Raw genomic sequence first — 21,457 nt, 5'->3', positions numbered from 1 at the left:
GAGAAATCATGCTTCGCGCGGATCGAGCGCATCACGCAGGCCATCGCCCAGGAGATTGAAGCCTATGACGACGAGGAAAATTGCAATGCCGGGCCACATCGTCATCCACGGTGCCTGGCTCAGAAAGTTCTTCGCGGTGTTCAGCATGGAACCCCACGACGGCGCCGGTGCCTGCTGGCCAAGGCCGAGGAAGGACAGGCTCGCTTCCGCAATGATGGCCGTCGCAACCGTCAAGGTCGCCTGCACGATGATGGGAGCAAAGACATTTGGCAGGATGTATCGTGTCATGATGTCGAAGTGGTTGAGGCCAATCGACCTTGCCCCCTCGACATAATCTTCCATCTTGACCGCCAGCACCTGACCACGGGTCAACCGAACGAAAATCGGCATGGCGGAAAGCCCGATGGCGATCATCGCGTTGGTAAGGCTCGGGCCGAGGAAGGCCGCAAGGGCAATAGCCATGATGAGGAACGGCATAGCCAGCAGCGCTTCGGTGATGCGCGAGATGACCATATCCACCCAGCCACCGAAATAACCGGCGATCAACCCGAAGGGCACGCCGATCACCACCGCGATCATGACGGAGACAACACCGGCCATCAGCGAGGCCCGCGCGCCATAAATCATGCGCGAAAGGATATCACGGCCAAGATCGTCGGTGCCGAGCCAGTGGGCGGCGGACGGCGCCTTGCGGATGGCCGACCAGCTGGTCGCAATAGGGTCAGCAATCGGCAGGATCGGTGCTGCAACGGCAAGTACCGTGAAGAAAAGCACGATAATCAGACCGGCCAGCGCCGATTTGTTGCGCTTCATTTTCTTCCAGGCGCGGCTTTCTTGCCGCGGCACCGGTACGGACAGGTTTTGATCGAGAGCGGTCATAATATCAGGCCTCAGATCGTCGCCCTGAGGCGAGGGTTAAGCAGGACATAGGCAATGTCCGCCAGCAGGTTCATGAGGATGAAGCCGACCGCGGTGCAGAGCACGATGCCCTGGACGACGGCGTAATCGCGGGTGAAGACCGCATCGACGGTCATCTTGCCGAAGCCGGGAATGGTGAATATCTGCTCCGTCAGAACCGCACCGGCCAGCAACTCACCGAAAAGCAGTGCCAACAGCGTGATGACGGGTAGAAGCGCGTTGCGAAAACTGTGCGACAGGATGATCTCGCGCGGCGAAAGCCCCTTGGCGCGGGCGGTGCGGATATAGTCTGAACTCAAAACCGCGACCATTGCCGAACGCGTGTGGCGCATCAACGTTGCCGCAAGCGCATTGCCGAGCACGAAGGCGGGCATGATCATCGTCTCGATGGAGCGAACGGGGTCGACGAATATCGATTCATATCCGGATGCCGGCAGCCAGCCGAGCTTCACTGAAACCAGCAGGATCAGCATGATGCCGAGCCAGAAATTCGGGATCGACAGGCCGGAAAGCGCCACGATATTGGCGGTGTAGTCGATCCATGTGTTTTTCTTGACGGCGGCCAGAATGCCGATCGGAATACCGATGACCATCGCAAAGAACATCGCCATCACAGCCAGCTGGATGGTGACCGGCAGCTTCTGGCCGATCAGTTCCAGCACCGGCTGGTTGGTCCTCAGCGAAATACCGAAATCGCCGGTCACCACGCCGCCCAGCCAGTTGATGTACTGGAGCGGTACCGGGTCGTTCAGGCGATACTTCTCCCGCAGGAATTCAATCGTCGCCGGATCACGCTCCTCACCCGCCATGGCGAGAACCGGATCACCCGGCAACAGTTTCTGCAGCGAGAAGACGAAGATGGAGATGATCAAAAGCGTCGGGATCGCGACCAGCAGTCGCTTGCCGATATAGACAGGCATGGCATTGCCCCCGTTCGTGCACGTTCTGGAGGGCCGCACGGCAAGCCGTGCGGCGGATTTGAAGCGCTTAGTCCTTGCTGACGCCGAGAAGGCGGATCATGCCATCAGGCGAAGGCTCCCAGCCCTTGACCTTCTTGGAAATGGCATAGGCATAGGGCTGGTGGCCGAGATAGATGATCGGCATGTCGTCGTTTAGGATGACGCTTGCCGCATCGTATTTCTCCTTGCGGACCGCATCTTCAGTCGAGGCGCGTGCTTCGTTCAGCAGCTTGTCGACTTCAGGATTACAATATTTCACATCGTTGATGCCGCCCTTGCAGGTGACGAACTGGTGAAGATTTCCATCGGGATCGATACGACCAGACCAGTCGGAACGGCTGAGCTGATAGTTGCCGGCGGTCTGTTCGGAAAGAAGCGTCGCAAATTCGGTGGCCTTCAGCGTCACGTTGAAGCCAGCCTCCGCCACCATCGACTGGATCACCTGCATCATCTGCGTCTGCGTGGTGTTGTTGGCGTGCTGAAGTTCGATATCGAGCTTCTCGTAGCCAGCCTCCTTCATCAGCTGCTTGGCTTTGTCGATGTCGCGGGGCGGCACCGGCAGGTTCTGGTTGAACCATGGGCTTGTCGGCGGGAATGACTGATTGCCGGCCTTGGACGTACCCTCAAACACGATCTGGCCGATCGCTTCGCGGTCAATCGCATAGGAGAAGGCCTGACGCAGGCGCTTGTCCTTGCCGAGCGGATTGTCAGCGCGCGCGCCGTTGTTGATATTGACATACATGGCCATGTAGCCCGGACCGATCACGTCCGCATAGGTCAATTTGGGGTCATTCTTGACGGATTCCGCATCGGACGCCGAGATACGTTCGGCAATGTCGAGATCGCCAGAGCGGAGGTTTGCAAGCTTCACAGTTGTATCGGGAATTGGCAGGTAGACGATCTTGTCGACCTTGATCTTGTCCTTGTCCCAATAATCCGCGAATTTTTCGAGGACGATACGGTCCTGCTGAATGCGCTCGACGAATTTGAACGGTCCGGCGCAAACCGGCTTGGAGCCGAAATTCGCGCCCAGTTCCTTGGCGGCTTTCGGCGCGACGATCATGCCCGCGCGATCTGAAAGCTGGGCAAGCAGCGTGACATCGGGCGTCTTCAGCGTGAACTTGACTTCCAGCGGCCCGGTGGCCTCAACCTTTTCAACCGAGGACAACTCGCTCTTACGGCGGGATTCCGGAAGGGTCATGTTGCGCTCGATGGTGGCAACGACGGCGGCCGCATCCAGCGTCTCGCCGTCGTGGAACTTCACGCCGTCGCGAATTTTCATCGTCAGCACCTTGCCACCCTCGGACCAGCCCCATTCGGTGGCAAGCTGGGGAACGATCTTCATGTCCTGCGAGATATCCACCAGCTTGTCGCACATGGAGGTGTAGACGATACGGCCGACGAAGGTGCGCGATTGCGCGGGATCAAGCACGTCCGCGTCATCGTTGAGGCCGATGCGCAATTCGGAAGACATGGCTGGTGCGGTCAGAAACGCGCTTGCCAATAGCGCCGCAGTCAGTGTGTAGATTTTCTTCATGTTCGATCCTCTGGTCTGGTTTTCTTTGACTTTTGTCATTGGCCAGCCCCGAAGGACCGGCGGGTCTTCGTCCGCGGCCTATGAGGCCGGAGTAAGCGGATTGTCGGCTTCGTTGATGCTCTTCGCCGCACGGTCTTCCGCAGCCGTCTCCTCCTGAAACCCGAGCGAAGTGGCGCGGATCAATCGTTCCTGATGCATGAGAAGGTGCTGGCGCATCGCCTCTCCGGCACGCGCCGGATCGCGATCGGCAATGGCATCGACGATGGCGACATGCTGTTCGAAAGACGCCTTGCCATTCGTGCCACTGCGCCGGGCGAGTTCGCGTATCGACTGCCAGGCATCGTCCTGACGAATACGGTTCACGACATCGAAGATCGACAGGAACAGCTTGTTGCCAGCACTCTGGGCTATCTGGCGGTGGAGCGAGCCGTCCCACAATTCCTTGGCATCGGCATCCGTGCTTTCGCCGGTCTTCTTGACGAGCGCGCGCATGCGCTCCACCTCGGCGGGCTTGGCGCGCATGGCTGCAAGCTGCGCCAGTTGCGGTTCGATGCGCAGGCGGACTTCCATGATTTCCATGATATCGGTGCTGGCGACCATTTCGGTCACCTGGGTGGACCAATCGTCCGGCTTTTCACCCACAAAGGTTCCGGCCCCCTGGCGACGCCATATAAGACCCTCGGCCTCCAAAACCTCCAGAGCACGGCGGATTGACCGGCGGCCGACATTGAAGGTCTCGGCAAATGCCCGCTCCGTCGGCAGGCGGCCGTCATTCGCGAGATTCTTCGTCTGAATATACTCGCGAAGCTTCGCCAGAGCGTAGTTTGAATTGTCGTTAGGGTTTGTCGCCAAGCCGCACCATTTGTGTGAACCAATCGAACATTGGTTCATTTGGTGAGAAATTTCGGCAGACGTCAAGCCCATTTTTGAGCCTTGATTACAAGCGCTCAAAATATGGGCATACGCCGATTTTCAGGGACGGAAATGCATGCTTTCAGGGCAAGGAAGACAATGTCGGCGAGCAAATGAATTACGACCGAAATGCCACCCTTGTCCTGTACGCGTTTACGCCAGCATTGACATCATTCGGAGCTTTTGAGTCCGTTCAAAATCTCGTAGGCCACGGCAACACGATCCTCATTGGGATAGTTTTTATTGGCCAGAATGACGATACCGAGTTTTTGCTCCGGTATGAACGCCACATAGGCGCCGAAACCGTTGGTGGAGCCGGTCTTGTTGATGAAGACATCGCCACGCGGCTTTATCGGCGGCGAAATTTCCGATACCGGCACCGTCTTGAGCAAGGCGCCGGAGTTCGTTTCGATCAGTGTTTTCAGCGCGGCTGGGTAGGCATATTGCTCCCAGATCATATCCTGCGTCATCGCGCCAACGCTGAAATATCCCGTATGAGTGTTGGCGATCGCCTGCTGGAGTTTTCCGTCCAGCTTTTCCAGCCCCATATTCGCATTGACGAAACGGATCATGTCGGTCGCCGTCGATCTGACCCCGTAAGCCTCCGATGAGAGAATGGCTGGCGTCATGCGGGCCGGTTCGCCGGTTCTCTTATAACCCTGCGCATAATCGGCCATCTTTGCCTTGGGCACCACGGTGAAGGTGCTCTTCAATCCAAGCGCCGGAAACAGTACGTCCTGCATTGCGCTGTCATAGCTTTGGCCCATGGCCTTTGCGGTGACGTATCCGAGCATTCCGATGCTGGGATTGGCGTAGGTTCTGTGCGTTCCCGCCTTGTATGCGGGCTTCCAGGCCTTGAAATAGGCCAAAAGCTGCGGCTCCGTCTTGACACTGTCCGGTACCTGCAACGGAAAGCCGCCGGCGGTGTGGGTGCCAAGATGCATCAGCGTGACATCGCCAAACGGCTTGCCCTTCATGGAGGGAAGATAGTCTTCGACCTTGCCTGATAGTGACAGTTTCCCCTGCGTCTCCGCATAGGTACTGAGCGTGACCGTGAATGTCTTGCTGATGGAACCCAGCTCGAAAAGCGTCTGCGGGGTAACCGGCTGGCCCGTAGTTTTGGACATGACACCGTAGGTGAAGACGTGATTTTCGCCATCGACACTGATGCCAACGGCCAGACCCGGAATACCGTTCTTCTCCATCACCGGCTTGATCGCTGCATCCGTTATCGCTTTCAGCCTGGCATCATCAGCGGCAAAAGTCTGCGTGAACAGGCTCGTCGAGATCAATGTGGCCAACGCAATATGTCTGCGATTAAGTTTCATCTTTCGTGTTCTCCAAAACCTCAAGTGGATTTTCGGCGCCTGCGCCGTCCCCAGCGAAAGACGTTTAACCGCCCTACATTGCACGAACAAATCATGATATCTCGGACGAGGCATAACAAAATCTAGGTCTTGAATGGTTCGGCAATTTCTTCCACTGAACGGCTTGAGGGCATTTGAGGCATCAGCGCGGCACCTCAGTTTCACCCGCGCGGCCATAGAACTCTGCGTGACGCAGGCGGCTGTGAGCCAACAGGTGAAGGGCCTCGAAAAACGACTGGGGGTTTCCCTTTTTCAACGGCTTCCAAGAGGCCTGAAAATCACCGCGGAAGGCGAAGCCCTGCTACCGACGGTCACCAGCTCTTTCGATCAGATGGCGATCACGCTCGACAGGATCGAAGCCGGTCAGGTGCGCGAACTGCTGTTTCTGGGCGTCGTGGGAACCTTTGCCGTGGGCTGGCTGCTGCCGCGGCTGAGGGAATTTCAAAAGCGGCACCCGTTCATCGACGTGCGCGTTTCCACCAACAACAACCGCGTGGACATGGCCGCCGAAGGCCTGGATTTCGCCATTCGATTTGGCCAGGGCTCCTGGCATGGCACGGATGCATTCCGGCTTTTCGAGGCGCCCCTTTCGCCTCTCTGTACGCCGAAACTGGCGGAGACACTGAAATCCCCCGCTGATCTCGCGGACGCCACGCTGTTGCGCAGCTACAGGTCTGACGAATGGGCCACGTGGTTTGCAGCGGCTGGCGTAACACCGGTGGCGCAGGTGAATGCCGGCATCGTTTTCGATACCTCGCTCGGCATGATGGAGGCCGCATTGCAAGGGCTCGGCGTGGCGCTCGCCCCGCCATCGATGTTCTCCCGGCATCTGGCATCCGGGGCTATCGTCCAGCCCTTCCCCGTCACCATATCGCTCGGCAGCTACTGGCTGACGAGGCTGCAATCAAAGCCGCCGACACCAGCCATGCAGGCCTTCTCGGACTGGATGTTTACCAATATCGGTCCTGCGCAAGACGGCCTATGACAGGGCGAGCAGAACGCCACCAATCGCGCAGATGACCACCACGATCCATGGCGGCGTCTTCCACACCGTCAACAGGATGAAACCCGTCAGCGCAAGTGCAAAATCCTTCGGCATGAAGATAGCGCTTGTCCACACCGGATCATAAAGCGCGGCCCCGAGAATGCCAACGACGGCGGCATTTGCGCCGCGCATGGCAGCCTGCGCCAGAAGGTGCTTGCGAAACTCCTCCCAGAAGGGCAGCGCACCGACGAGCAATAGCATGCCCGGCAGAAAGATCGCGACAAGCGCAATGACTGCTCCCGCAATACCGTTCGGCTGCGGCCCCGCCACAGCGCCGAGGTAGGCCGCGAAGGTGAACAGCGGGCCGGGAACGGCCTGGGTTGCACCGTAACCGGCGATAAACGCATCTTCCGTCACCCAGCCCGTGGAAACCACTGCCGATTGCAGCAATGGCAGCACCACATGGCCGCCACCAAAGACAAGGGCGCCGGCACGATAGAACGCATCGAACAATGAGAGGCCTTGCGAGCCGGCCATCGCCGCGAAGACCGGCAGGAAGGCCAACAGGAGCGCGAAAGTGGCAAGCGCAATGTATCCGACACTTTTCGGCACCCGGAATGCGAGATGGGAAGCCTGACGCGCGGCCTCGCTGCGGCAGAAGAAAAGCCCCGCAATGGCACCCAAGGCAAGCGCCAGAATCTGGCCAAAAGCGCCCGCGACAAACACGACGCAGATGATGCCGACGAGCGCGATGCTGGCACGCTGTCTATCTGGAGCAAGGCTCTTTGCCATGCCCCAGACGGCCTGCGCCACCACGGCGACCGCAACGATCTTGAGGCCATGCAACAGGCCGTTGCCGACCGGCCCTTCTATCGACGCGGCGACCATGGCGAAGAGAAGCAGGAGGATAGCGGATGGCAGGGTGAAGGCCATCCAGGCCGCCAGCGCACCGAGCGGCCCTGCCCGCAGCAACCCAAGGGCAAAACCGACCTGGCTGGAGGCCGGCCCCGGCAAGAACTGGCAGAGCGCCACGAGATCGGCATAACCCGCCTCGTCGATCCATTTGCGCCGCACGACCAGCTCATCGCGAAAGTAACCGAGATGGGCGATGGGACCGCCGAAGGAGGTGACCCCGAGCTTCAGGAACGCCATAAATACCTCGCCGGGCGTGCCGCTTCGAGGGGTGGCCGCTTCAGTGCGGATGGTTTGCGTTGACGACTTCACGAAAAAGCTCCCTGAGCGTGCAACGGCTGTTCGTCTACACAATGTCCGTATCAAAAACGATATCGATATCAGACACTATTATGACAGGGATATGAAGAGGCTGGAGCGCGTCCTCGATGAAAGGGATCGTTCGACGCGCGCCATATCTTCGTTTCACGCCTTTTCGAGCCTCAGACGATCAGTCCCTTCATGGGCCGGATGGCCTCCGAACCGGGAAAGACCGCCTTGTCGAGCATGGCAGCGCTTGCGCCGAGATGATCGACCGCGAGACCCTTGATGATCGCGCGAATATCCGTCGTGGGCGCAAGGTCCCGCCCATCTCGCAACTGCGCGAGCTTGAGGCCGGGCCAATCGGCGATGACACGCCCGCCACGGATGCTGCCGCCGGCGAGAAAGGCCGTTGTTGCCGTTCCGTGGTCAGTTCCTTCCGTACCGTTGATACGGGCGGTACGGCCAAATTCCGTGGCGACCAATATGGCCGTATCCTTCCAGACCGGCCCCAGCTCCTGCTCGAAGGCGGCAAGCGCATTGTCCAGCCCGCTCAACAATTTTGAAAGACGCTCGACCTCATGGGCATGGGTGTCCCAACCCTCGAAAGCCAGCGCCGCAACGCGCGGCCCTTCTGGGTGCGCAATCAGCCGTGCGGCACCCCGCGCCATCTGCTCCATGCCAACAGGATCACCCGGACCACCGCGCGCCTTGATATCGACGCCGGAGGCGATCCTGCCGGTTTCGATGCCCTCGGCAAGCAATGCCGCCAGCATCGGGTCCGTCTGGCCGTAGAGATCGGCAAGGCGCGGAGCGAGATCGCCATCGGCGGGTTTGAGAACGGATGGCGCCCATCCCAATATCGGTGCCTTGCCGCGAATGACAAGCGGAGCGCTGGCGCCAATGGCAAGGCCGCTCACCCGCTGCCCGGCCGCAGCTGGATTGATGGTTTCACCCGCCGGCAACTGTTCGAGCAGACGGTTCAGCCAACCCGTCTCGACATGGCCGGGGGTCGGAAAACCAGATTCCAGCACATCCTGGCCATCAAAATGCGAACGGTCACGATAACCGGTGGCGCTGGCGTGGACCACCGCTGCCTCGCCCTTCCGGTACAGCCGCTGGAAATTGCGAAGGGATGGATGGAGCGCAAAGAAACCATCCAGCGCGAGGGATGGATTGTCGCCTTCAGTGCGCATGGCGATCTGTTGCCTTAGCGCCTCATAGTCGGGGTCGCCGACGGGCGGCACGGCGGTCAGCCCGTCGAGCGCGCCGCGCAGGATGATGGTGACGAAACGTGGGTCGCGCCCGCCGGCAGCAAAAGCAAAGCGCGGCATGAAGGCCCAGGCAAAAAGCGCGCCGCCTGTGCCAAGAAGAGCGCGGCGGGTTGGGGAAAGATGTTCACACAGCATGGTCAACGCCTCTGGAATTCGGGGGAAAGGAAAGCAATCGTCAGTCCCTGCGGTTTGCTCTCAGCCCGCTGCACGGCCTTTTTCGTCTCCTCGGACAAAAGCGGCCCCAGCCGGTCTGCGACGAAGTCGCGCGGATCGGTTGAACCCGCAACCTGATGGGCGAACAGACTGGCGGCATCGATACGCGTCGCCAGCCCCTCGGAAGAACCCCAGCTATCGGTGACATCGGCAAAACCGTTCGGGCCGGAGGGGTTCCACAGCGGCTGACCCAATGCGTTGAGCACGGAAATTACCTGCTCGGGTTTTGGCACTATTCCACTCGCCCTGATGACGGTCGTCACGAAATCTAACGGGGGTCTGAGCTTGGTCAGGGTCGGGCTCCACGACTGTTCAGCCTCGATAAGCGCCATATAGGTGGCGGAAAGATCGCCGTGGCTCTTGGTGTAGGCGGCAGCAAGTTTCGCCACCAGTTCCGGTGGTGGATGGTCGCTGACGAAATGCCGTACCAGCTTGTAAGCGAGATGGCTGGCCGTCGCCGGATGATGCGCGAGATCTCGCAGCGCCCGCCGCCCCTGCTCTACCCCCGCTTCACCATAGGTGATGCCCATCACGGCATGGTCGCCGGGTTCATGGTTGTTGGCGTTGAAGGAAAATCGGCCAAGCGGACCCGGACGCTTCTCGTCGCGATAGACGCTCCAGCCGGTGATGATGCGGGCAAGTGCTGTAACATCAGCCTGACTATAGCCGCCATCCACCCCGAGCGTATGCAGTTCCATGATTTCGCGCGCGAGGTTTTCGTTGAGCCCGCGCTTGCCATTCCTGTTGGCCTGCGAATTCGGTCCGATCGATTGCTGATTGTCGAGAAAATACAGCATGGCGGGATGGGTCTCGACTGCGACCAGCATATCCTCGAAATTGCCGAAGACATGCGGACGGATCGCCTCACGCTCGAAAGCGCCGGCGAGAATGTGCACATCACCGCCCTTGCCGGTGGCAACCGCGAAGTGGTTGGCCCAGAACATTGCCAACCGCTCGCCAAAACCGATCAGCGGCTGGCGTATCGTGCCGTTGAAGCGGGCGTCCGCCTCCGCAAGCAGTATCTGCTGGGGAAAATAGGGGCGCTTGGTGGCGGGCACGTCCGGCTTCTTGTCCTGTGAAGCACTGGCAGGCGGCACCATGCCCGCATTGTCCATAGCGTTTGCGGCAATTGCCATTGCCGGCGATGGTGGGCTCATGGCCCCTGCGGTCGCACCCGCGGCGCCGGTGGTGGCCGCGACGGCAAGGACAGCAGGTTTTTCACGCTCGGCCTTGATCTCCTTGTTATACGCCATCAGCGATATCAGAAGATCGGCGCTGGAATGAAGCTGTGCGCCGACAGGAATTGGTGTGGCGCGTTCGGTAATTTCCAGCCGCAACAGATCGCGCGGGTCGTCTTTGATCGCCTGGATATCGCCTTCACGCGCGCCGAGGCCGAAACGCCACAGACAGAGTGCTGCATCCAATTCCCTGGAATTTGACATGGCCGATACGAACTCCGTTTCGTTATCGACCATTCAACGGGCGCCAGGGCCAAAATCCGTCGCTGTTGAAATGTGATTATTTCGTGGCCGGTTTCGGCGCCTCACGGGCAAGCAAGCCTTCCGCCAGCCGGCGCCGCGCCTCTAGCGACAATGTGCGGGCGAACTCCACGGCCTGCATCTCGGTTGCGGCGCGGACCTCATATTCCGCCTTGCGGGCACGCTCAAGCGCTGCGGACAATGCCTCCGGGTCAAGCGTTTCTGCCCCCATCAGGGACGCCGCCTCGATACGCGCCTGGCGCGCCTCGGCGGAGGTTTCCCGCATGGTCCTGCGTGCATCGCTAAGGCTGCGCCGGAAGGCCTCCCTTTCGGTCTTTGGCAATTGTTCGCCCGCAAGCGGCATGCGGGCAGCGGCAGCGGCCGGGTCGTTCCGCAGATAAACGAACCCTGCGCCGGCAAGCGCGCAGACAAGAAATGTATTCGCCACGAGAAGGACAACGACTATCCAGCGGAAATTCTGATCGCTCATTTCGTCTCCTCGGTCATTTCGTTTTCGGTTTGCAGGTTTCCGAACGCGGTCAACGTATCGCCCAATGTCAGGGCGGGCGGTGGCGTGAGGTTGATGACGGCAACCGCTCCCGTCAGCGCGCCCGCAAGGCTGATGCCGATCATGCCCGCACCCAGCCCGTACCGGACGATCCATCTGCGTCTGGTGGTCTGCGCCTTTGCCTGCGCCATGATCTTCGCGTTGAGCATGGCCGAAGGGTCGCGAAGACGATATGCCGACAGCGTAAAATCGAGAGGTGCCGCCTGCGCAATCAGGCGCCTGCCATCTGCCGTCTCCGCATAAGCCATGGCCTCCAGCCGCCGGTCTTCCGGCCAGCGTTGTGGATCGGCACCATAGGCCGCCACAAGATCGGAAAAAACCTTGTTATCCATGAGCGTCTTCTTCGCCCCGTTCATTGGTCGCCCTCATTCAAAATCGCATGGAGTGCCCGGCGGCCACGCGCCAGAAGGCTTTCCAGTGCGTCCACACTGACATGCATGACGTCAGCCGCCTCGCGGTTCGACATCTCCTGATAATAGACCAGAACGATCGCCTCCCTTTGTCGCGCGGGCATGGCCTGCAAGGCGCGCGCCACGGCACCGCTCTCGTCACCATCATATGGCAGGGCGGCATCGGGCAGCACACTGCCGTCAATCTGTTCGGGCGGCTCAGCAACCGATATTTCCCGGCGCTTTCGCAACCGGTCGTAACAGAGGTTCAGCGCCACCCGGTGGATCCATGTGTCGAATTTCGCACGCCCCTGCCGCCACGTGCCTGCATGTTTCCATATGCGCAGGAAGGTCTCCTGCGCGATGTCTTCCGCCTCTGCCGGATCACCCAGCATACGCGTGGCAAGCGCCATGATCCTCGGCAGTTTGGCCGTCACCAGAGCCTGCATCGCTCGGACATCTCCCGCAGCGACATCCGCCACCAAATCTGCATCCGGATCGCTTACCATGTATCGGGCTTTGTCTCCGTACTGTCCTGTCGGACACGGGCGAAATCCATGCGGAATGACGGCGGCTTCAGTGAGGATGTCCCGCACCTTGCCACTTTAACGCAGACCCGCGCAAAATCCGTCGCCGATTTCTGGGAAATATTCGCGTGCATTTTACGGCAGACCGCGTCACCGCCCGAACACATTGGAACGGCTGTTTCAACCGTCCACAGACACCCCGGAAAGCCTGTCCGGCCCGAACGCTTCAAGCAATCCGCGATAGGGCTTGGCGAGTGGCGTGGCATAGGCGCCGCGCTTGGCGGTCGAAAGCCCCATCGATACCAGCGATTCCGCCTGTTTCACCGCCGCAGCGACTCCATCGATAACAGGCACGCCGAATTCGCTGCGCAGCTCGGCGGTCAGATCCGCCATACCTGCACAGCCAAGCACGATCGCTTCGGCGCGATCTTGACGCAGGGCCAGTGAAATCTCTTCCCGCAGCCTGTCCCTGGCATTTGATGCCGGATCTTCCAGCGACAGGACGGGAATATCGGCGGCACGCACATTGCAGCGGGCAGACATGCCATAACGGTGAACGAGATGTTCGAGCGGCAGCCGCGAACGCTCCATCGTCGTAACGATCGTAAACCTCTGCGCGATGAATGCCGTGGCTGAAACCGCCGCTTCGCAAATCCCAATTACGGGTATGTCGGCGAGCGCGCGGGCCGCATCGAGTCCGGTGTCGTCGAAACAGGCGATGACGGCTGCCCTGGCACCAAGCGTCGGCGCCTTGGCAAGCTCGAGCAGCAGGCCGGGTACCGCGAAAACCTCATCGTAATATCCTTCGATGGAGACAGGCCCCATGGAAGAGGTCACTGCCAGGATTTCCGTATCGCAACTCGCCGCCCGCGTCGCCGCGTCGGCGATCGTCGCTGTCATGGATTGCGTCGTATTCGGATTAATGACGAGGATGCGCATGTTCTGTTTTTTCATCAACGCGAATGGCGACGGTTCAGAGTGACGATCAGGCCAAGCGTGGCCGCAATAACCAGGAAGGAGAAAAGGGTCGTGACGGCTCCGAGCGCGTAAAGCACTGGCGTCGTGACGTTGGTGGTCATGCCGTAGATTTCCAGCGGCAGGGTGTTGTAGGTGCCTGACGTCATCAGCGTACGGGCAAATTCGTCATAGGAAAGCGTAAAGCCGAACAGGCCGACGCCTATCAGGCTCGGTGCAATCATCGGCAGCACCACATGGGCAAAGGTCTGCCAGGCGGATGCCCCGAGATCGCGGGCGGCTTCTTCATAGGATGGAGAAAAGCGGTTGAAAACCGCCAGCATGATGAGCACGCCGAATGGCAGCGTCCAGGTCAGATGCGCGCCAAATGCTGATGTAGACCATGAAGGTTCCAGCCCAAGCTGTTGGAAAAGAACGCCGATACCGAGTGATATGATGATCGATGGCACCACGAGGCTTGCGACGGAAAGATAGAATAGCGGCGTCGCGCCGATGAATTTGCGCCGGAAAGCGAGACCCGCCAAAAGCGAGACGAGCACCGTGACGACCATGACCATGACGCCAAGCCCGAAGGAACGGCGGAACGAGCCGCCAAAATCGCCGACCGCCTGCTGTTCGAAAAGATTGCCGAACCAGTGCAGCGAAACGCCGTTGAGTGGAAAGGTCAGTCCGCCATTCGGCCCCTGAAAGGCCAGGATGAGGATTGCCGACAGCGGGCCGTAGAGGAACAGCACGAAGAGCAGAAAAAAGAAGGCGAGGACATAGAATTCACGTCCGCGTTTTTCCGAATGCATGGGTCACAGCTCCTTGCGGATATCGACGATGCGCAGGATGCCCGCGACCATCAGAAGAACGAGGATGAGCAGGATGACGGCATTTGCGGCCGCCGCGGGATATTGCAGCAGCGACATCTGGTTCTTCATCATCAGTGCCACCGATGCGCTCTGCCCGCCGGACATCACCTGAACCGTGGAGAAATCGGCCATGACAAGCGTCACGACAAAGATGCTGCCGATCGCCATGCCGGGTTTGGCAAGCGGAATGATAACGTTCCAGAGGGTCTGCCAGCCAGTCGCCCCGGCATCGCGCGCCGCTTCGATCAGCGATTTATCGATGCGCATCAGCGTGTTGAAGATGGGTGTGACCATGAACAGCGTATAAAGATGCACCATGGCCAGCACCACGGCAAAATCCGAATAGAGCAGCCATTCGATTGGCGCAGGTACGATGCCGGCGCTGACCAGCGCGCTGTTGACCAGCCCGTTGCGCCCGAGAACGGGAATCCAGGAAATCATGCGGATGATGTTCGACGTCAGGAAAGGCACGGTGCAGACGAGGAACAGAACCATCTGCATGGTGGTGGTGCGGATATGAAAAGCGAGGAAATAAGCGACCCAAAAACCGCAGAACAGCGTGATCGCCCAGACGATGGCGGCGAATTTCAGCGTGTTGATATAGGTTTGCCACGTGACCCAGGAACCAAGCGTCTCGGTATAGTTGAAGGTCACGAAACCCGGATACATCTGGGCAAAATCATAATCCCAGAAACTGACGACGGCGATCATGACGATCGGTAAAAGCAGGAAAAAGCCGAGGATCAGGAAAAGCGGTGTGGCCTGAATATAGGACACAAGCTTCTGCGGCAGGGCGAAGCTGCGGGACGGCTTGTCCTTTTTTTCGCTCACGCCGATGAATCTGACTGTCACCAAGGCTTTTCTCCTGCTGGCTGCCTGTGAAAGAGAGGCCGCGTCGGCGCGGCCTCATGTCTGTGAAAGGCGAGAAGATCAGGCCGCGATGAACTCGTTCCAGCGACGAACCATGTAGCGGTCCTCGTCCATGACGGAGTTCCAGCAGGCGACCTTGCCCATGCGCTCCTGGAACGAACCGCCGTCGCGCACTGCACCGGCCTTTTCCATGACCTTGCCATCAGGCGCGATGATATCGCCCTGCGCGGGCTTGCCTTCGACCCAGTAACCCCACTCGTCGGCCGACATATGTTCCTTGGCCGTATCCATGGCGGCGGAGTAATAGCCCTGACGGTTGAGGTAGGCGCCAACCCAGCCGGAGGTGTACCAGTTGATATACTCGTAAGCCGCATCCAGCTTTGCGCCGGAGAGGTGCTTGGCAAGGCCAAGGCCGCCGCCCCACGAGCGATAACCTTCCTTGAGCGGCTGGTATTTGCAGGCGATGCCCTTGGAGCGAACGGCGGCGACGGCGGGCGACCACATGGACTGGATCACGACTTCACCCGACGCCATGAGGTTGACGCTTTCATCGAAGCTCTTCCAGAAGGCACGGAACTGGCCGTCCTTCTTGGCCTTGATGAGGAAGTCGATGGTCTTGTCGATCTCCTCCTTCGTCATGTTGCCCTTGTCGGCATATTTGATGTTGCCCATGGCTTCCATGATCATCGCCGCATCCATGATGCCGATGGAGGGGATGTTGAGGATAGAGGCCTTGCCCTTGAACTTGGGGTCCATGATATCGGCCCAGCTGGTGATATCGCGGCCGACGAGATCGGGGCGAATGCCGAGCGTATCGGCATTGTAGATGGTCGGAACCATGGTGAAATAATCGGTTTCGCTTTTCGCAAACTTCTTGTCGCCGGGCTTTTCGACGAAACCGACCGTGTGCGGGGCGGTACCCTGGGCCACAACGCTATCGGGCGTCAGCTTGCCGTTTTTAAACAGCGGAACGATCTTGTCGTAATATTTCAGCTTCTTGATTTCCATCGGCTGAATGACACCCGCCGGGTAGACCTTCTTCAGGATCCAGTATTCGATATCGGCGATATCGTAGGAGTTCGGCTGGGTCACGGCGCGCTGCGCGGCCGCATCCGAATCCGTCGCCGTCATCTCCAGTGTGATACCGAGATCAGCCTTGCACTTTTCGGCAATCGCATTGAGGTTCGAAACACCCGTGCCGAACTGGCGGATCGTGATCGGGTTCTGCGCCCATATGGTCGGGAAACCGGTGACAAGGCCGGAGCCGATGGCCGCGCCTGTTGCGGCGGCACCTGCCTTTAGAAGGCCGCGGCGGGACAGGCCCTTGTTGCTGTTGGAGGTGTCGGTCATTTCAAAGTTCTCCTCTGGTTATTTTTGGGGTCACTTCTCTACCCGGCCGAGCACGATGGCATCGGCCGCATTCCATGAAAGCGGTATGGCGTCGCCGGTCTTCACCGGCTTTTCGAAGAAGGCGACGTCGCTGAGGATGGCGTTGAAATCCTCAATGCCCGCGCCGGTCACGGCGATCTTCACGCTTGCACCGCGATATTCGACATTCGAGACGATACCGGTAAAACCGAAACCGGGTTGATCCGCCTCGCCGACGCGCACACGGTCGGTACGAACGGCGATATCGACCGCGCCGTCATCCGGGGCAACGCCGCCTGCCGTGAAGGTTCCGCCGCCTGCAACCTCCAGCGTGACGAGATCGCCGTTCTTTTCCTTGAACCGGCCGGAAATGACATTGTGATCGCCCATGAAGCGGGCGACGAAAGCGGTGGCCGGGCGCTCAAACAGCTCGCGCGGCGTCGCTGCCTGCTCGATGCGGCCATCATTCATGACGACGATGACGTCGGCCAGCGCCATTGCCTCTTCCTGACTGTGTGTGACGTGAACAAAGGTGATGGCCGAGCGAGGTTTGCAGCTTCTTCAGCTCGGCCCGCATACGGATCTTGAGGAAAGGATCGAGTGCCGAAAGCGGCTCATCCAGCAGCAACGCCTCGGGGTCGGTGATAAGCGCGCGAGCCAACGCCACGCGCTGCTGCTGCCCGCCGGAAAGCTGGGCCGGGCGCCGGGTGGCATAGGGTTCGAGCTGCATCAGCCGCAGCATCTCCAGCGCCTTGGCGCGGCGCGCTTCCTTGTCCACCCCCTTCATCTTGAGGCTGAAGGCAACGTTGTCGACGAGATCGAGATGCGGAAACAGCGCATAGGACTGGAACATCATTGCCGTGCCGCGTTTGGCGGGCGGCAGATCGGTGACGACCACATTACCAAGCCTGACATCGCCGCTTGAAATGCTTTCGTGGCCGGCGATCATTCGCAGTGTCGAGGTCTTGCCGCAGCCCGAAGGACCGAGCAGGCAGCAGTAACTTCCTGCCGGTATCTTGAGGCTTATGGCATGCACCGCGGTGGTGTTGCCATAAATCTTGGAAACGGAAGCGATGTCGATTGCTGCGGCTTTGCTCATGAACACTCTCCTGCGACGTCTTTGTCATGCAGGAGCCGTGCCAATCGGCTTTGCCATTGATATAAAAAGGGAATTTCGATGTGCCCACCGGTCCCGTCACCGGCCTGCTCAAATTTACATCGATTGTTTTCGATTTGCTGCGGAAATTGTATGCGATCTGAGCGACCGACAGCGAAACATGAAATCGGGAAAAGAGTGCCATCGAAACGAACTGGCTGACACCACTGGAATGGCGGACATTTTCCCGGCAAACACAACACAAAGGCTACTGCCGACGCACGCACCGCTCCGGTCGCGTGCGTCGGTACTGTGCTTAGATCATGCCAAGGAACTGCTTGAGTTCCGGCGTCTGGGGATTGGCAAAAACATCTTCCGGCGGGCCGATCTCGTGCACGCGGCCCTGATGCATGAAGACGACGCGCGAGCAGACGTCGCGGGCAAACTTCATTTCATGCGTCACCATCAACAGGGTCATGCCTTCCTTTGCCAGTTCGCGCACGACGGCTAGCACCTCAGACACGAGTTCGGGGTCGAGCGCCGAGGTAATCTCGTCACAGAGAAGGGCGATAGGCTGCATGGCAAGGGCGCGGGCAATCGCCACGCGCTGCTGCTGGCCTCCGGACAGTTCATCCGGATAGGCATCGAACTTGTGCGCCAGCCCGACACGCTCCAGCATCCTGCGCGCCGTCACCTCGGCCTCCGGCTTGGTGACCTTTTTCACCACCATCTGCGAAAGCATGACATTGCCGCCGGCCGTCAGATGCGGAAAGAGGTTGAATTGCTGGAAGATCATGCCGACCTTCAGCCGCAATGCCTTCAGATGCAGCTCATCGTCCAGCAACTGCGCACCCGCCACCTGGATCGAGCCGGCGCTGATCGTCTCCAGTCCGTTGATGCAGCGAAGCAGCGTCGATTTTCCAGAGCCGCTTTTGCCGATGATGGCGATCACCTCGCCGGGTTCGACATCCAGATTTATGCCCTTCAGCACCTCATTGTCGCCAAAGCTCTTGTGGACTTCAGTGATTTCGATGAGCGACATTGAGCTTCCTTTCTAGGAACTGGCTGGATTTCGACAGCGGCCAGCAGAGGGCGAAATAGATGAGAGCAACCAGCCCATAGACGGTGAAGGGCTGGAAGGTGGCATTGGTGACGATCGTGCCGGCCTTGGACAGTTCAACGAAACCGATGATGGAGGTGAGTGCTGTGCCCTTGACGACCTGCACGGAAAAACCGACCGTTGGCGGAATGGCGATCTTCAGCGCCTGCGGCAGGATGACGTAACGCATCTGTTGCAGGCGGCCCATGGCAAGGCTGGCGGACGCCTCCCACTGGCCCTTCGCAATCGCCTCAACGCAGCCGCGCCAGATTTCCGCAAGGAAGGCAGCGGTCCAGAGGATAAGCGCCACGCCAGCCGCAAGCCAGGCCGGAACATCGACCCCGAGGAGACCGAGGCCGAAAAAAGCGATGAAAAGCTGCATCAGCAGCGGGGTGCCCTGAAAGACTTCGATATAGATGCGGGCAGCACGGTTCAAAGCCCGGCGCGGGCTGATGCGCAACCACAGAAGCACGATGCCCACCATACCGCCGCCGATGAAGGAAACGAGCGATAGCAACAGCGTCCAGCGGGTGGAGAGCAGCAGGTTGCGCAGAATGTCCCAAAAGGTGAATTCAGTCATCGTGCCGCCCTCCTCGGGAAAAGAAAGCTGCCGAGCGCCAGCATGCCCTGCCGCAACAGGATGGCGAGCAGCAGGTAGATGACAGTTGACAGGATGTAGGCTTCGAAGGCGCGGAACGTGCGCGACTGGATGAAGTTCGCCGCAAAGGTCAGGTCTTCCACCGCAATCTGCGAAACGACGGCCGAGCCGAGCATGACGATCACCACTTGCGAGGAAAGCGCCGGCCAGATGCGTTGCAGCGAAGGTGTAAGCACCACATGGCGAAACGTTTCGAAGCGCGTCATGGCAAGGCTCGCGCCCGCCTCGAACTGGCCCTTCGGCGTCGCCTGAATACCGGCACGGATGATCTCGCAACTATAGGCGCCCAGATTGACGATCATCGCCAGATTGGCCGCGGTCAGCTCTGTAAGCTTGAAACCAAGTGAAGGCAGGCCAAAGAAGATGAAAAACAACTGGATCAGAAAAGGCGTATTGCGGATGAGCTCCACATAGGTGCCGACTATGGGCTTCAACCATGAAGGTCCGAGCGCCCGGGCCCAGGCGCAGGCGATGCCAAGTGAAACGCCGACCACGCCGCCGACCAGCGTGAGTTGGCTGGTAATGGCGATGCCTTTGGCAATTTGCGGCCAATATTCGCCAAGCCACAGGAAATCAAATTGATAGCTCAAGAAACAGTCCCCTTGCGCCGGTGGAGAAAGGCGTCATCCCGGCGGATCCGGGATGACCATGGCAAACGATGATCAAAGGTCTTTCGGCAGATCCTGGCCAAGCCACTTGGTGGCGATCGCATTCAGCGAGCCGTCGGCCTTGGCCGCAGCTACGGTGGCGTTGACCTTTTCCAGTAAGGCCGGCTCGTTCTTGTTGAGGCCGATGTAGCAGGGAGAGTTCTTGATGAGGAACTTCAATTCCGGACGCTTCGGCGGGTTCTTGGCGAGGATGGCGGCTGCAACCACGTTGCCGGTCGCAACAACTTCCACCTGGCCCGAAAGGAAGGCCGAGATGGTGCCGTTATTGTCCTCGTAACGCTTGATGGTGGCGTCCGAAGGCGCGACCTTCGTCAGTTCCAGGTCCTCGACGGCACCGCGCGTGACGGCGATGGTCTTGCCCTTAAGGTCTTCGGCCTTGGAGATCGCGACGTCGGCCGGGCCGAAAACGCCGTTGAAGAAAGGCGCGTAAGCATCAGAGAAATCAATAACTTTTTCACGATCTGCATTCTTGCCGAGGCTGGAGATAACGAGATCGACCTTGTTGGTCTGGAGATAGGGAACACGGTTGGCACTGGTGACCGGGACGAGTTCCACCTTCACGCCCAGCTTGTCGGCGATCATCTTGGCCATGTCGATGTCATAGCCCTGCGGGGTCATATCAGCAGCAACGCTGCCGAAGGGCGGGAAATCCTGCGGTACGGCCACACGCAGCGTGCCGCGTGCGGTGATGTCGGCAAGGGCATCCGCCTTGGCGGGCGCGGAAAGACCAAAGGCGGCAGCCATGGCGGCGGCAGCGATGAGGGTCCGTCTGAAGATCATATGTCATTCTCCTTGTGTTGATTGTGTTGCATGTGAATTTTATCCGGATCGCCGCCATTCATTTCCGGTAGGGCGAGCGACCGGCGAAGGCCGGCGAGAGGATCGGGGCGTCGTGTGAGGTCGAGGCCGGTTTCCACCTCGTCCAGATGCTCGATGGAAAGCTCCGCCGCCCTCACGAAATCGCCCGCAGCCATCGCGTCGAAGATACGGCAATGCCCCTCATGGGACTGGAGGGCATGAAACTCCGACTGGTAGAGCATGGAGATCAGAATTGTCCGGGCGGTCAGATCGCGTAGCAGCTCGATGAGCACGGCATTGCCGCAAAGCTCGGCGATGCGGATATGAAAATCGCCCATGAGGCAGGTAAGGCGCTGGCGGTCACCTGCGGCTATTGCGACTTTCTCTTCCTCAAGATGCGCGACGAGGACCTTGCGCCCCTCCTCCGACAGCATCCGCATGCTGCGAAGCAATCCGGATTCGATAATCCGCCGCGCCTCATAGATGGTCATCGCCTCCTCGGCGGAGGGCTCGACGACGAACCACCCTCGCCGCGCGCTGACATGGACGATGCCACGTGTTTCCAGCCGCATCATCGCCTCCCGTACCCGCGTACGTGAAACGGAGAAGAGTCCAGCCAGCTGATTTTCGCTGAGCCGCGTGCCCGGCCGGATGCGCGCCGAAAGAATGCCGGAAACGATGGCTTCTTCGATGTTTATCTGACGGTCCTGCTTGGTATGTAAATCTTGCATA

General features: G+C 59.5%; 21 protein-coding genes and 1 pseudogene. 1 reads left to right on the top strand and 21 read right to left on the bottom strand.

What is annotated here, in order from left to right; translation table 11 throughout:
• Positions 1–6 precede the first annotated feature (6 nt).
• The 5 genes from QE432_RS08485 to ampC all read right to left on the bottom strand — a co-directional run bounded on the left by QE432_RS08485 (position 7) and on the right by ampC (position 5,654).
• On the bottom strand, positions 7–879 hold the full coding sequence (locus QE432_RS08485; protein ID WP_013761355.1) for an ABC transporter permease: 873 nt from the start codon (positions 877–879) through the stop codon (positions 7–9).
• A gap of 11 nt (positions 880–890) precedes the next feature.
• Positions 891–1,838 (bottom strand): ABC transporter permease, encoded by a 948-nt coding sequence (locus tag QE432_RS08480; RefSeq protein ID WP_003499573.1) that lies wholly within the window; start codon positions 1,836–1,838, stop codon positions 891–893.
• Between the two features lie 67 nt (positions 1,839–1,905).
• Positions 1,906–3,414 carry an ABC transporter substrate-binding protein gene (locus QE432_RS08475; protein WP_065705517.1) on the bottom strand — a complete coding sequence of 503 codons (1,509 nt, stop codon included), beginning with the start codon at positions 3,412–3,414 and terminating at the stop codon, positions 1,906–1,908.
• A 78-nt stretch (positions 3,415–3,492) separates the two neighbouring features.
• Positions 3,493–4,305 carry a FadR/GntR family transcriptional regulator gene (locus QE432_RS08470; RefSeq protein ID WP_065705354.1) on the bottom strand — a complete coding sequence of 271 codons (813 nt, stop codon included), beginning with the start codon at positions 4,303–4,305 and terminating at the stop codon, positions 3,493–3,495.
• A gap of 191 nt (positions 4,306–4,496) precedes the next feature.
• On the bottom strand, positions 4,497–5,654 hold the full coding sequence (gene ampC, locus QE432_RS08465; RefSeq protein ID WP_065705351.1) for a class C beta-lactamase: 1,158 nt from the start codon (positions 5,652–5,654) through the stop codon (positions 4,497–4,499).
• A gap of 133 nt (positions 5,655–5,787) precedes the next feature.
• Here ampC and QE432_RS08460 point away from each other — a divergent pair, with 133 nt between their 5' ends.
• Positions 5,788–6,678, top strand: coding sequence for a LysR substrate-binding domain-containing protein (locus QE432_RS08460; protein WP_035199295.1), 891 nt, complete (start codon positions 5,788–5,790; stop codon positions 6,676–6,678).
• On the opposite strand, the gene chrA is transcribed toward QE432_RS08460, so the two are convergent.
• The 16 genes and pseudogenes from chrA to QE432_RS08380 form a co-directional block, all read right to left on the bottom strand.
• A complete protein-coding gene (gene chrA, locus QE432_RS08455) occupies positions 6,673–7,902 on the bottom strand; it encodes a chromate efflux transporter (RefSeq protein ID WP_065705349.1) in 1,230 nt (409 codons plus the stop codon). The genes QE432_RS08460 and chrA overlap by 6 nt on opposite strands.
• A gap of 170 nt (positions 7,903–8,072) precedes the next feature.
• Positions 8,073–9,299, bottom strand: a complete 1,227-nt coding sequence (locus tag QE432_RS08450) for a DUF1501 domain-containing protein (RefSeq protein WP_112673884.1) — start codon at positions 9,297–9,299, stop codon at positions 8,073–8,075.
• 2 nt (positions 9,300–9,301) lie between these two features.
• Entirely contained in the window at positions 9,302–10,852 is a 1,551-nt protein-coding gene (locus QE432_RS08445) for a DUF1800 domain-containing protein (RefSeq protein WP_065705347.1), read from the bottom strand.
• Positions 10,853–10,895: 43 nt separating this feature from the next.
• Positions 10,896–11,345 (bottom strand): periplasmic heavy metal sensor, encoded by a 450-nt coding sequence (locus tag QE432_RS08440; protein ID WP_003517770.1) that lies wholly within the window; start codon positions 11,343–11,345, stop codon positions 10,896–10,898.
• The gene (locus QE432_RS08435) at positions 11,342–11,755 is read right to left on the bottom strand and encodes a hypothetical protein (RefSeq protein ID WP_236762655.1); all 414 of its coding nucleotides are present in this window, start codon (positions 11,753–11,755) and stop codon (positions 11,342–11,344) included. Before QE432_RS08435 ends, QE432_RS08440 begins: the two co-directional genes overlap by 4 nt.
• Positions 11,756–11,775: 20 nt before the next feature.
• Positions 11,776–12,321, bottom strand: coding sequence for an RNA polymerase sigma factor (locus QE432_RS08430; RefSeq protein WP_306623762.1), 546 nt, complete (start codon positions 12,319–12,321; stop codon positions 11,776–11,778).
• A gap of 198 nt (positions 12,322–12,519) precedes the next feature.
• Entirely contained in the window at positions 12,520–13,278 is a 759-nt protein-coding gene (locus QE432_RS08425; protein ID WP_112673882.1) for an aspartate/glutamate racemase family protein, read from the bottom strand.
• Positions 13,279–13,292: 14 nt separating this feature from the next.
• Positions 13,293–14,108 carry an ABC transporter permease gene (locus QE432_RS08420; protein WP_306623760.1) on the bottom strand — a complete coding sequence of 272 codons (816 nt, stop codon included), beginning with the start codon at positions 14,106–14,108 and terminating at the stop codon, positions 13,293–13,295.
• 3 nt (positions 14,109–14,111) lie between these two features.
• Positions 14,112–15,023 (bottom strand): ABC transporter permease, encoded by a 912-nt coding sequence (locus QE432_RS08415; RefSeq protein ID WP_019566429.1) that lies wholly within the window; start codon positions 15,021–15,023, stop codon positions 14,112–14,114.
• A 75-nt stretch (positions 15,024–15,098) separates the two neighbouring features.
• The gene (locus QE432_RS08410; protein WP_306623756.1) at positions 15,099–16,388 is read right to left on the bottom strand and encodes an ABC transporter substrate-binding protein; all 1,290 of its coding nucleotides are present in this window, start codon (positions 16,386–16,388) and stop codon (positions 15,099–15,101) included.
• Positions 16,389–16,418: 30 nt separating this feature from the next.
• Positions 16,419–17,505 (bottom strand): annotated as a pseudogene (locus QE432_RS08405) (ABC transporter ATP-binding protein).
• Positions 17,506–17,818: 313 nt separating this feature from the next.
• The gene (locus tag QE432_RS08400; protein WP_019566431.1) at positions 17,819–18,544 is read right to left on the bottom strand and encodes an amino acid ABC transporter ATP-binding protein; all 726 of its coding nucleotides are present in this window, start codon (positions 18,542–18,544) and stop codon (positions 17,819–17,821) included.
• Entirely contained in the window at positions 18,522–19,181 is a 660-nt protein-coding gene (locus QE432_RS08395; protein ID WP_019566432.1) for an amino acid ABC transporter permease, read from the bottom strand. The genes QE432_RS08400 and QE432_RS08395 overlap by 23 nt, the downstream gene beginning before the upstream one ends.
• Positions 19,178–19,849, bottom strand: coding sequence for an amino acid ABC transporter permease (locus QE432_RS08390; RefSeq protein WP_003517793.1), 672 nt, complete (start codon positions 19,847–19,849; stop codon positions 19,178–19,180). The genes QE432_RS08395 and QE432_RS08390 overlap by 4 nt, the downstream gene beginning before the upstream one ends.
• Positions 19,850–19,921: 72 nt before the next feature.
• Entirely contained in the window at positions 19,922–20,707 is a 786-nt protein-coding gene (locus QE432_RS08385) for a transporter substrate-binding domain-containing protein (protein ID WP_060642688.1), read from the bottom strand.
• Positions 20,704–21,456: a GntR family transcriptional regulator gene (locus QE432_RS08380; RefSeq protein ID WP_003517798.1), complete on the bottom strand. Its 753-nt coding sequence runs from the start codon at positions 21,454–21,456 to the stop codon at positions 20,704–20,706. The genes QE432_RS08385 and QE432_RS08380 overlap by 4 nt, the downstream gene beginning before the upstream one ends.
• Between the last annotated feature and the right edge of the window lies 1 nt (position 21,457).

The organism is Agrobacterium sp. SORGH_AS_0745 (assembly GCF_030818995.1).
GTDB classification, from domain to species: domain Bacteria; phylum Pseudomonadota; class Alphaproteobacteria; order Rhizobiales; family Rhizobiaceae; genus Agrobacterium; species Agrobacterium tumefaciens.
This window is presented reverse-complemented; position numbering and strand designations above follow the sequence as displayed.

Bases quoted from the DNA above. Each gene is read 5' to 3' on its own strand.
- ampC (WP_065705351.1), bottom strand. From the start codon at position 5,654: ATGAAACTTAATCGCAGACATATTGCGTTGGCCACATTGATCTCGACG.
- QE432_RS08460 (WP_035199295.1), top strand. From the start codon at position 5,788: ATGGTTCGGCAATTTCTTCCACTGAACGGCTTGAGGGCATTTGAGGCA.
- QE432_RS08435 (WP_236762655.1), bottom strand. From the start codon at position 11,755: ATGGATAACAAGGTTTTTTCCGATCTTGTGGCGGCCTATGGTGCCGAT.
- QE432_RS08395 (WP_019566432.1), bottom strand. From the start codon at position 19,181: ATGACTGAATTCACCTTTTGGGACATTCTGCGCAACCTGCTGCTCTCC.
- QE432_RS08475 (WP_065705517.1), bottom strand. From the start codon at position 3,414: ATGAAGAAAATCTACACACTGACTGCGGCGCTATTGGCAAGCGCGTTT.
- QE432_RS08485 (WP_013761355.1), bottom strand. From the start codon at position 879: ATGACCGCTCTCGATCAAAACCTGTCCGTACCGGTGCCGCGGCAAGAA.
- QE432_RS08380 (WP_003517798.1), bottom strand. From the start codon at position 21,456: ATGCAAGATTTACATACCAAGCAGGACCGTCAGATAAACATCGAAGAA.
- QE432_RS08385 (WP_060642688.1), bottom strand. From the start codon at position 20,707: ATGATCTTCAGACGGACCCTCATCGCTGCCGCCGCCATGGCTGCCGCC.
- QE432_RS08440 (WP_003517770.1), bottom strand. From the start codon at position 11,345: ATGAGCGATCAGAATTTCCGCTGGATAGTCGTTGTCCTTCTCGTGGCG.
- QE432_RS08430 (WP_306623762.1), bottom strand. From the start codon at position 12,321: ATGGTAAGCGATCCGGATGCAGATTTGGTGGCGGATGTCGCTGCGGGA.
- QE432_RS08480 (WP_003499573.1), bottom strand. From the start codon at position 1,838: ATGCCTGTCTATATCGGCAAGCGACTGCTGGTCGCGATCCCGACGCTT.
- QE432_RS08420 (WP_306623760.1), bottom strand. From the start codon at position 14,108: ATGCATTCGGAAAAACGCGGACGTGAATTCTATGTCCTCGCCTTCTTT.
- QE432_RS08400 (WP_019566431.1), bottom strand. From the start codon at position 18,544: ATGTCGCTCATCGAAATCACTGAAGTCCACAAGAGCTTTGGCGACAAT.
- QE432_RS08425 (WP_112673882.1), bottom strand. From the start codon at position 13,278: ATGCGCATCCTCGTCATTAATCCGAATACGACGCAATCCATGACAGCG.
- QE432_RS08470 (WP_065705354.1), bottom strand. From the start codon at position 4,305: ATGAACCAATGTTCGATTGGTTCACACAAATGGTGCGGCTTGGCGACA.
- QE432_RS08410 (WP_306623756.1), bottom strand. From the start codon at position 16,388: ATGACCGACACCTCCAACAGCAACAAGGGCCTGTCCCGCCGCGGCCTT.
- QE432_RS08450 (WP_112673884.1), bottom strand. From the start codon at position 9,299: ATGCTGTGTGAACATCTTTCCCCAACCCGCCGCGCTCTTCTTGGCACA.
- QE432_RS08445 (WP_065705347.1), bottom strand. From the start codon at position 10,852: ATGGTCGATAACGAAACGGAGTTCGTATCGGCCATGTCAAATTCCAGG.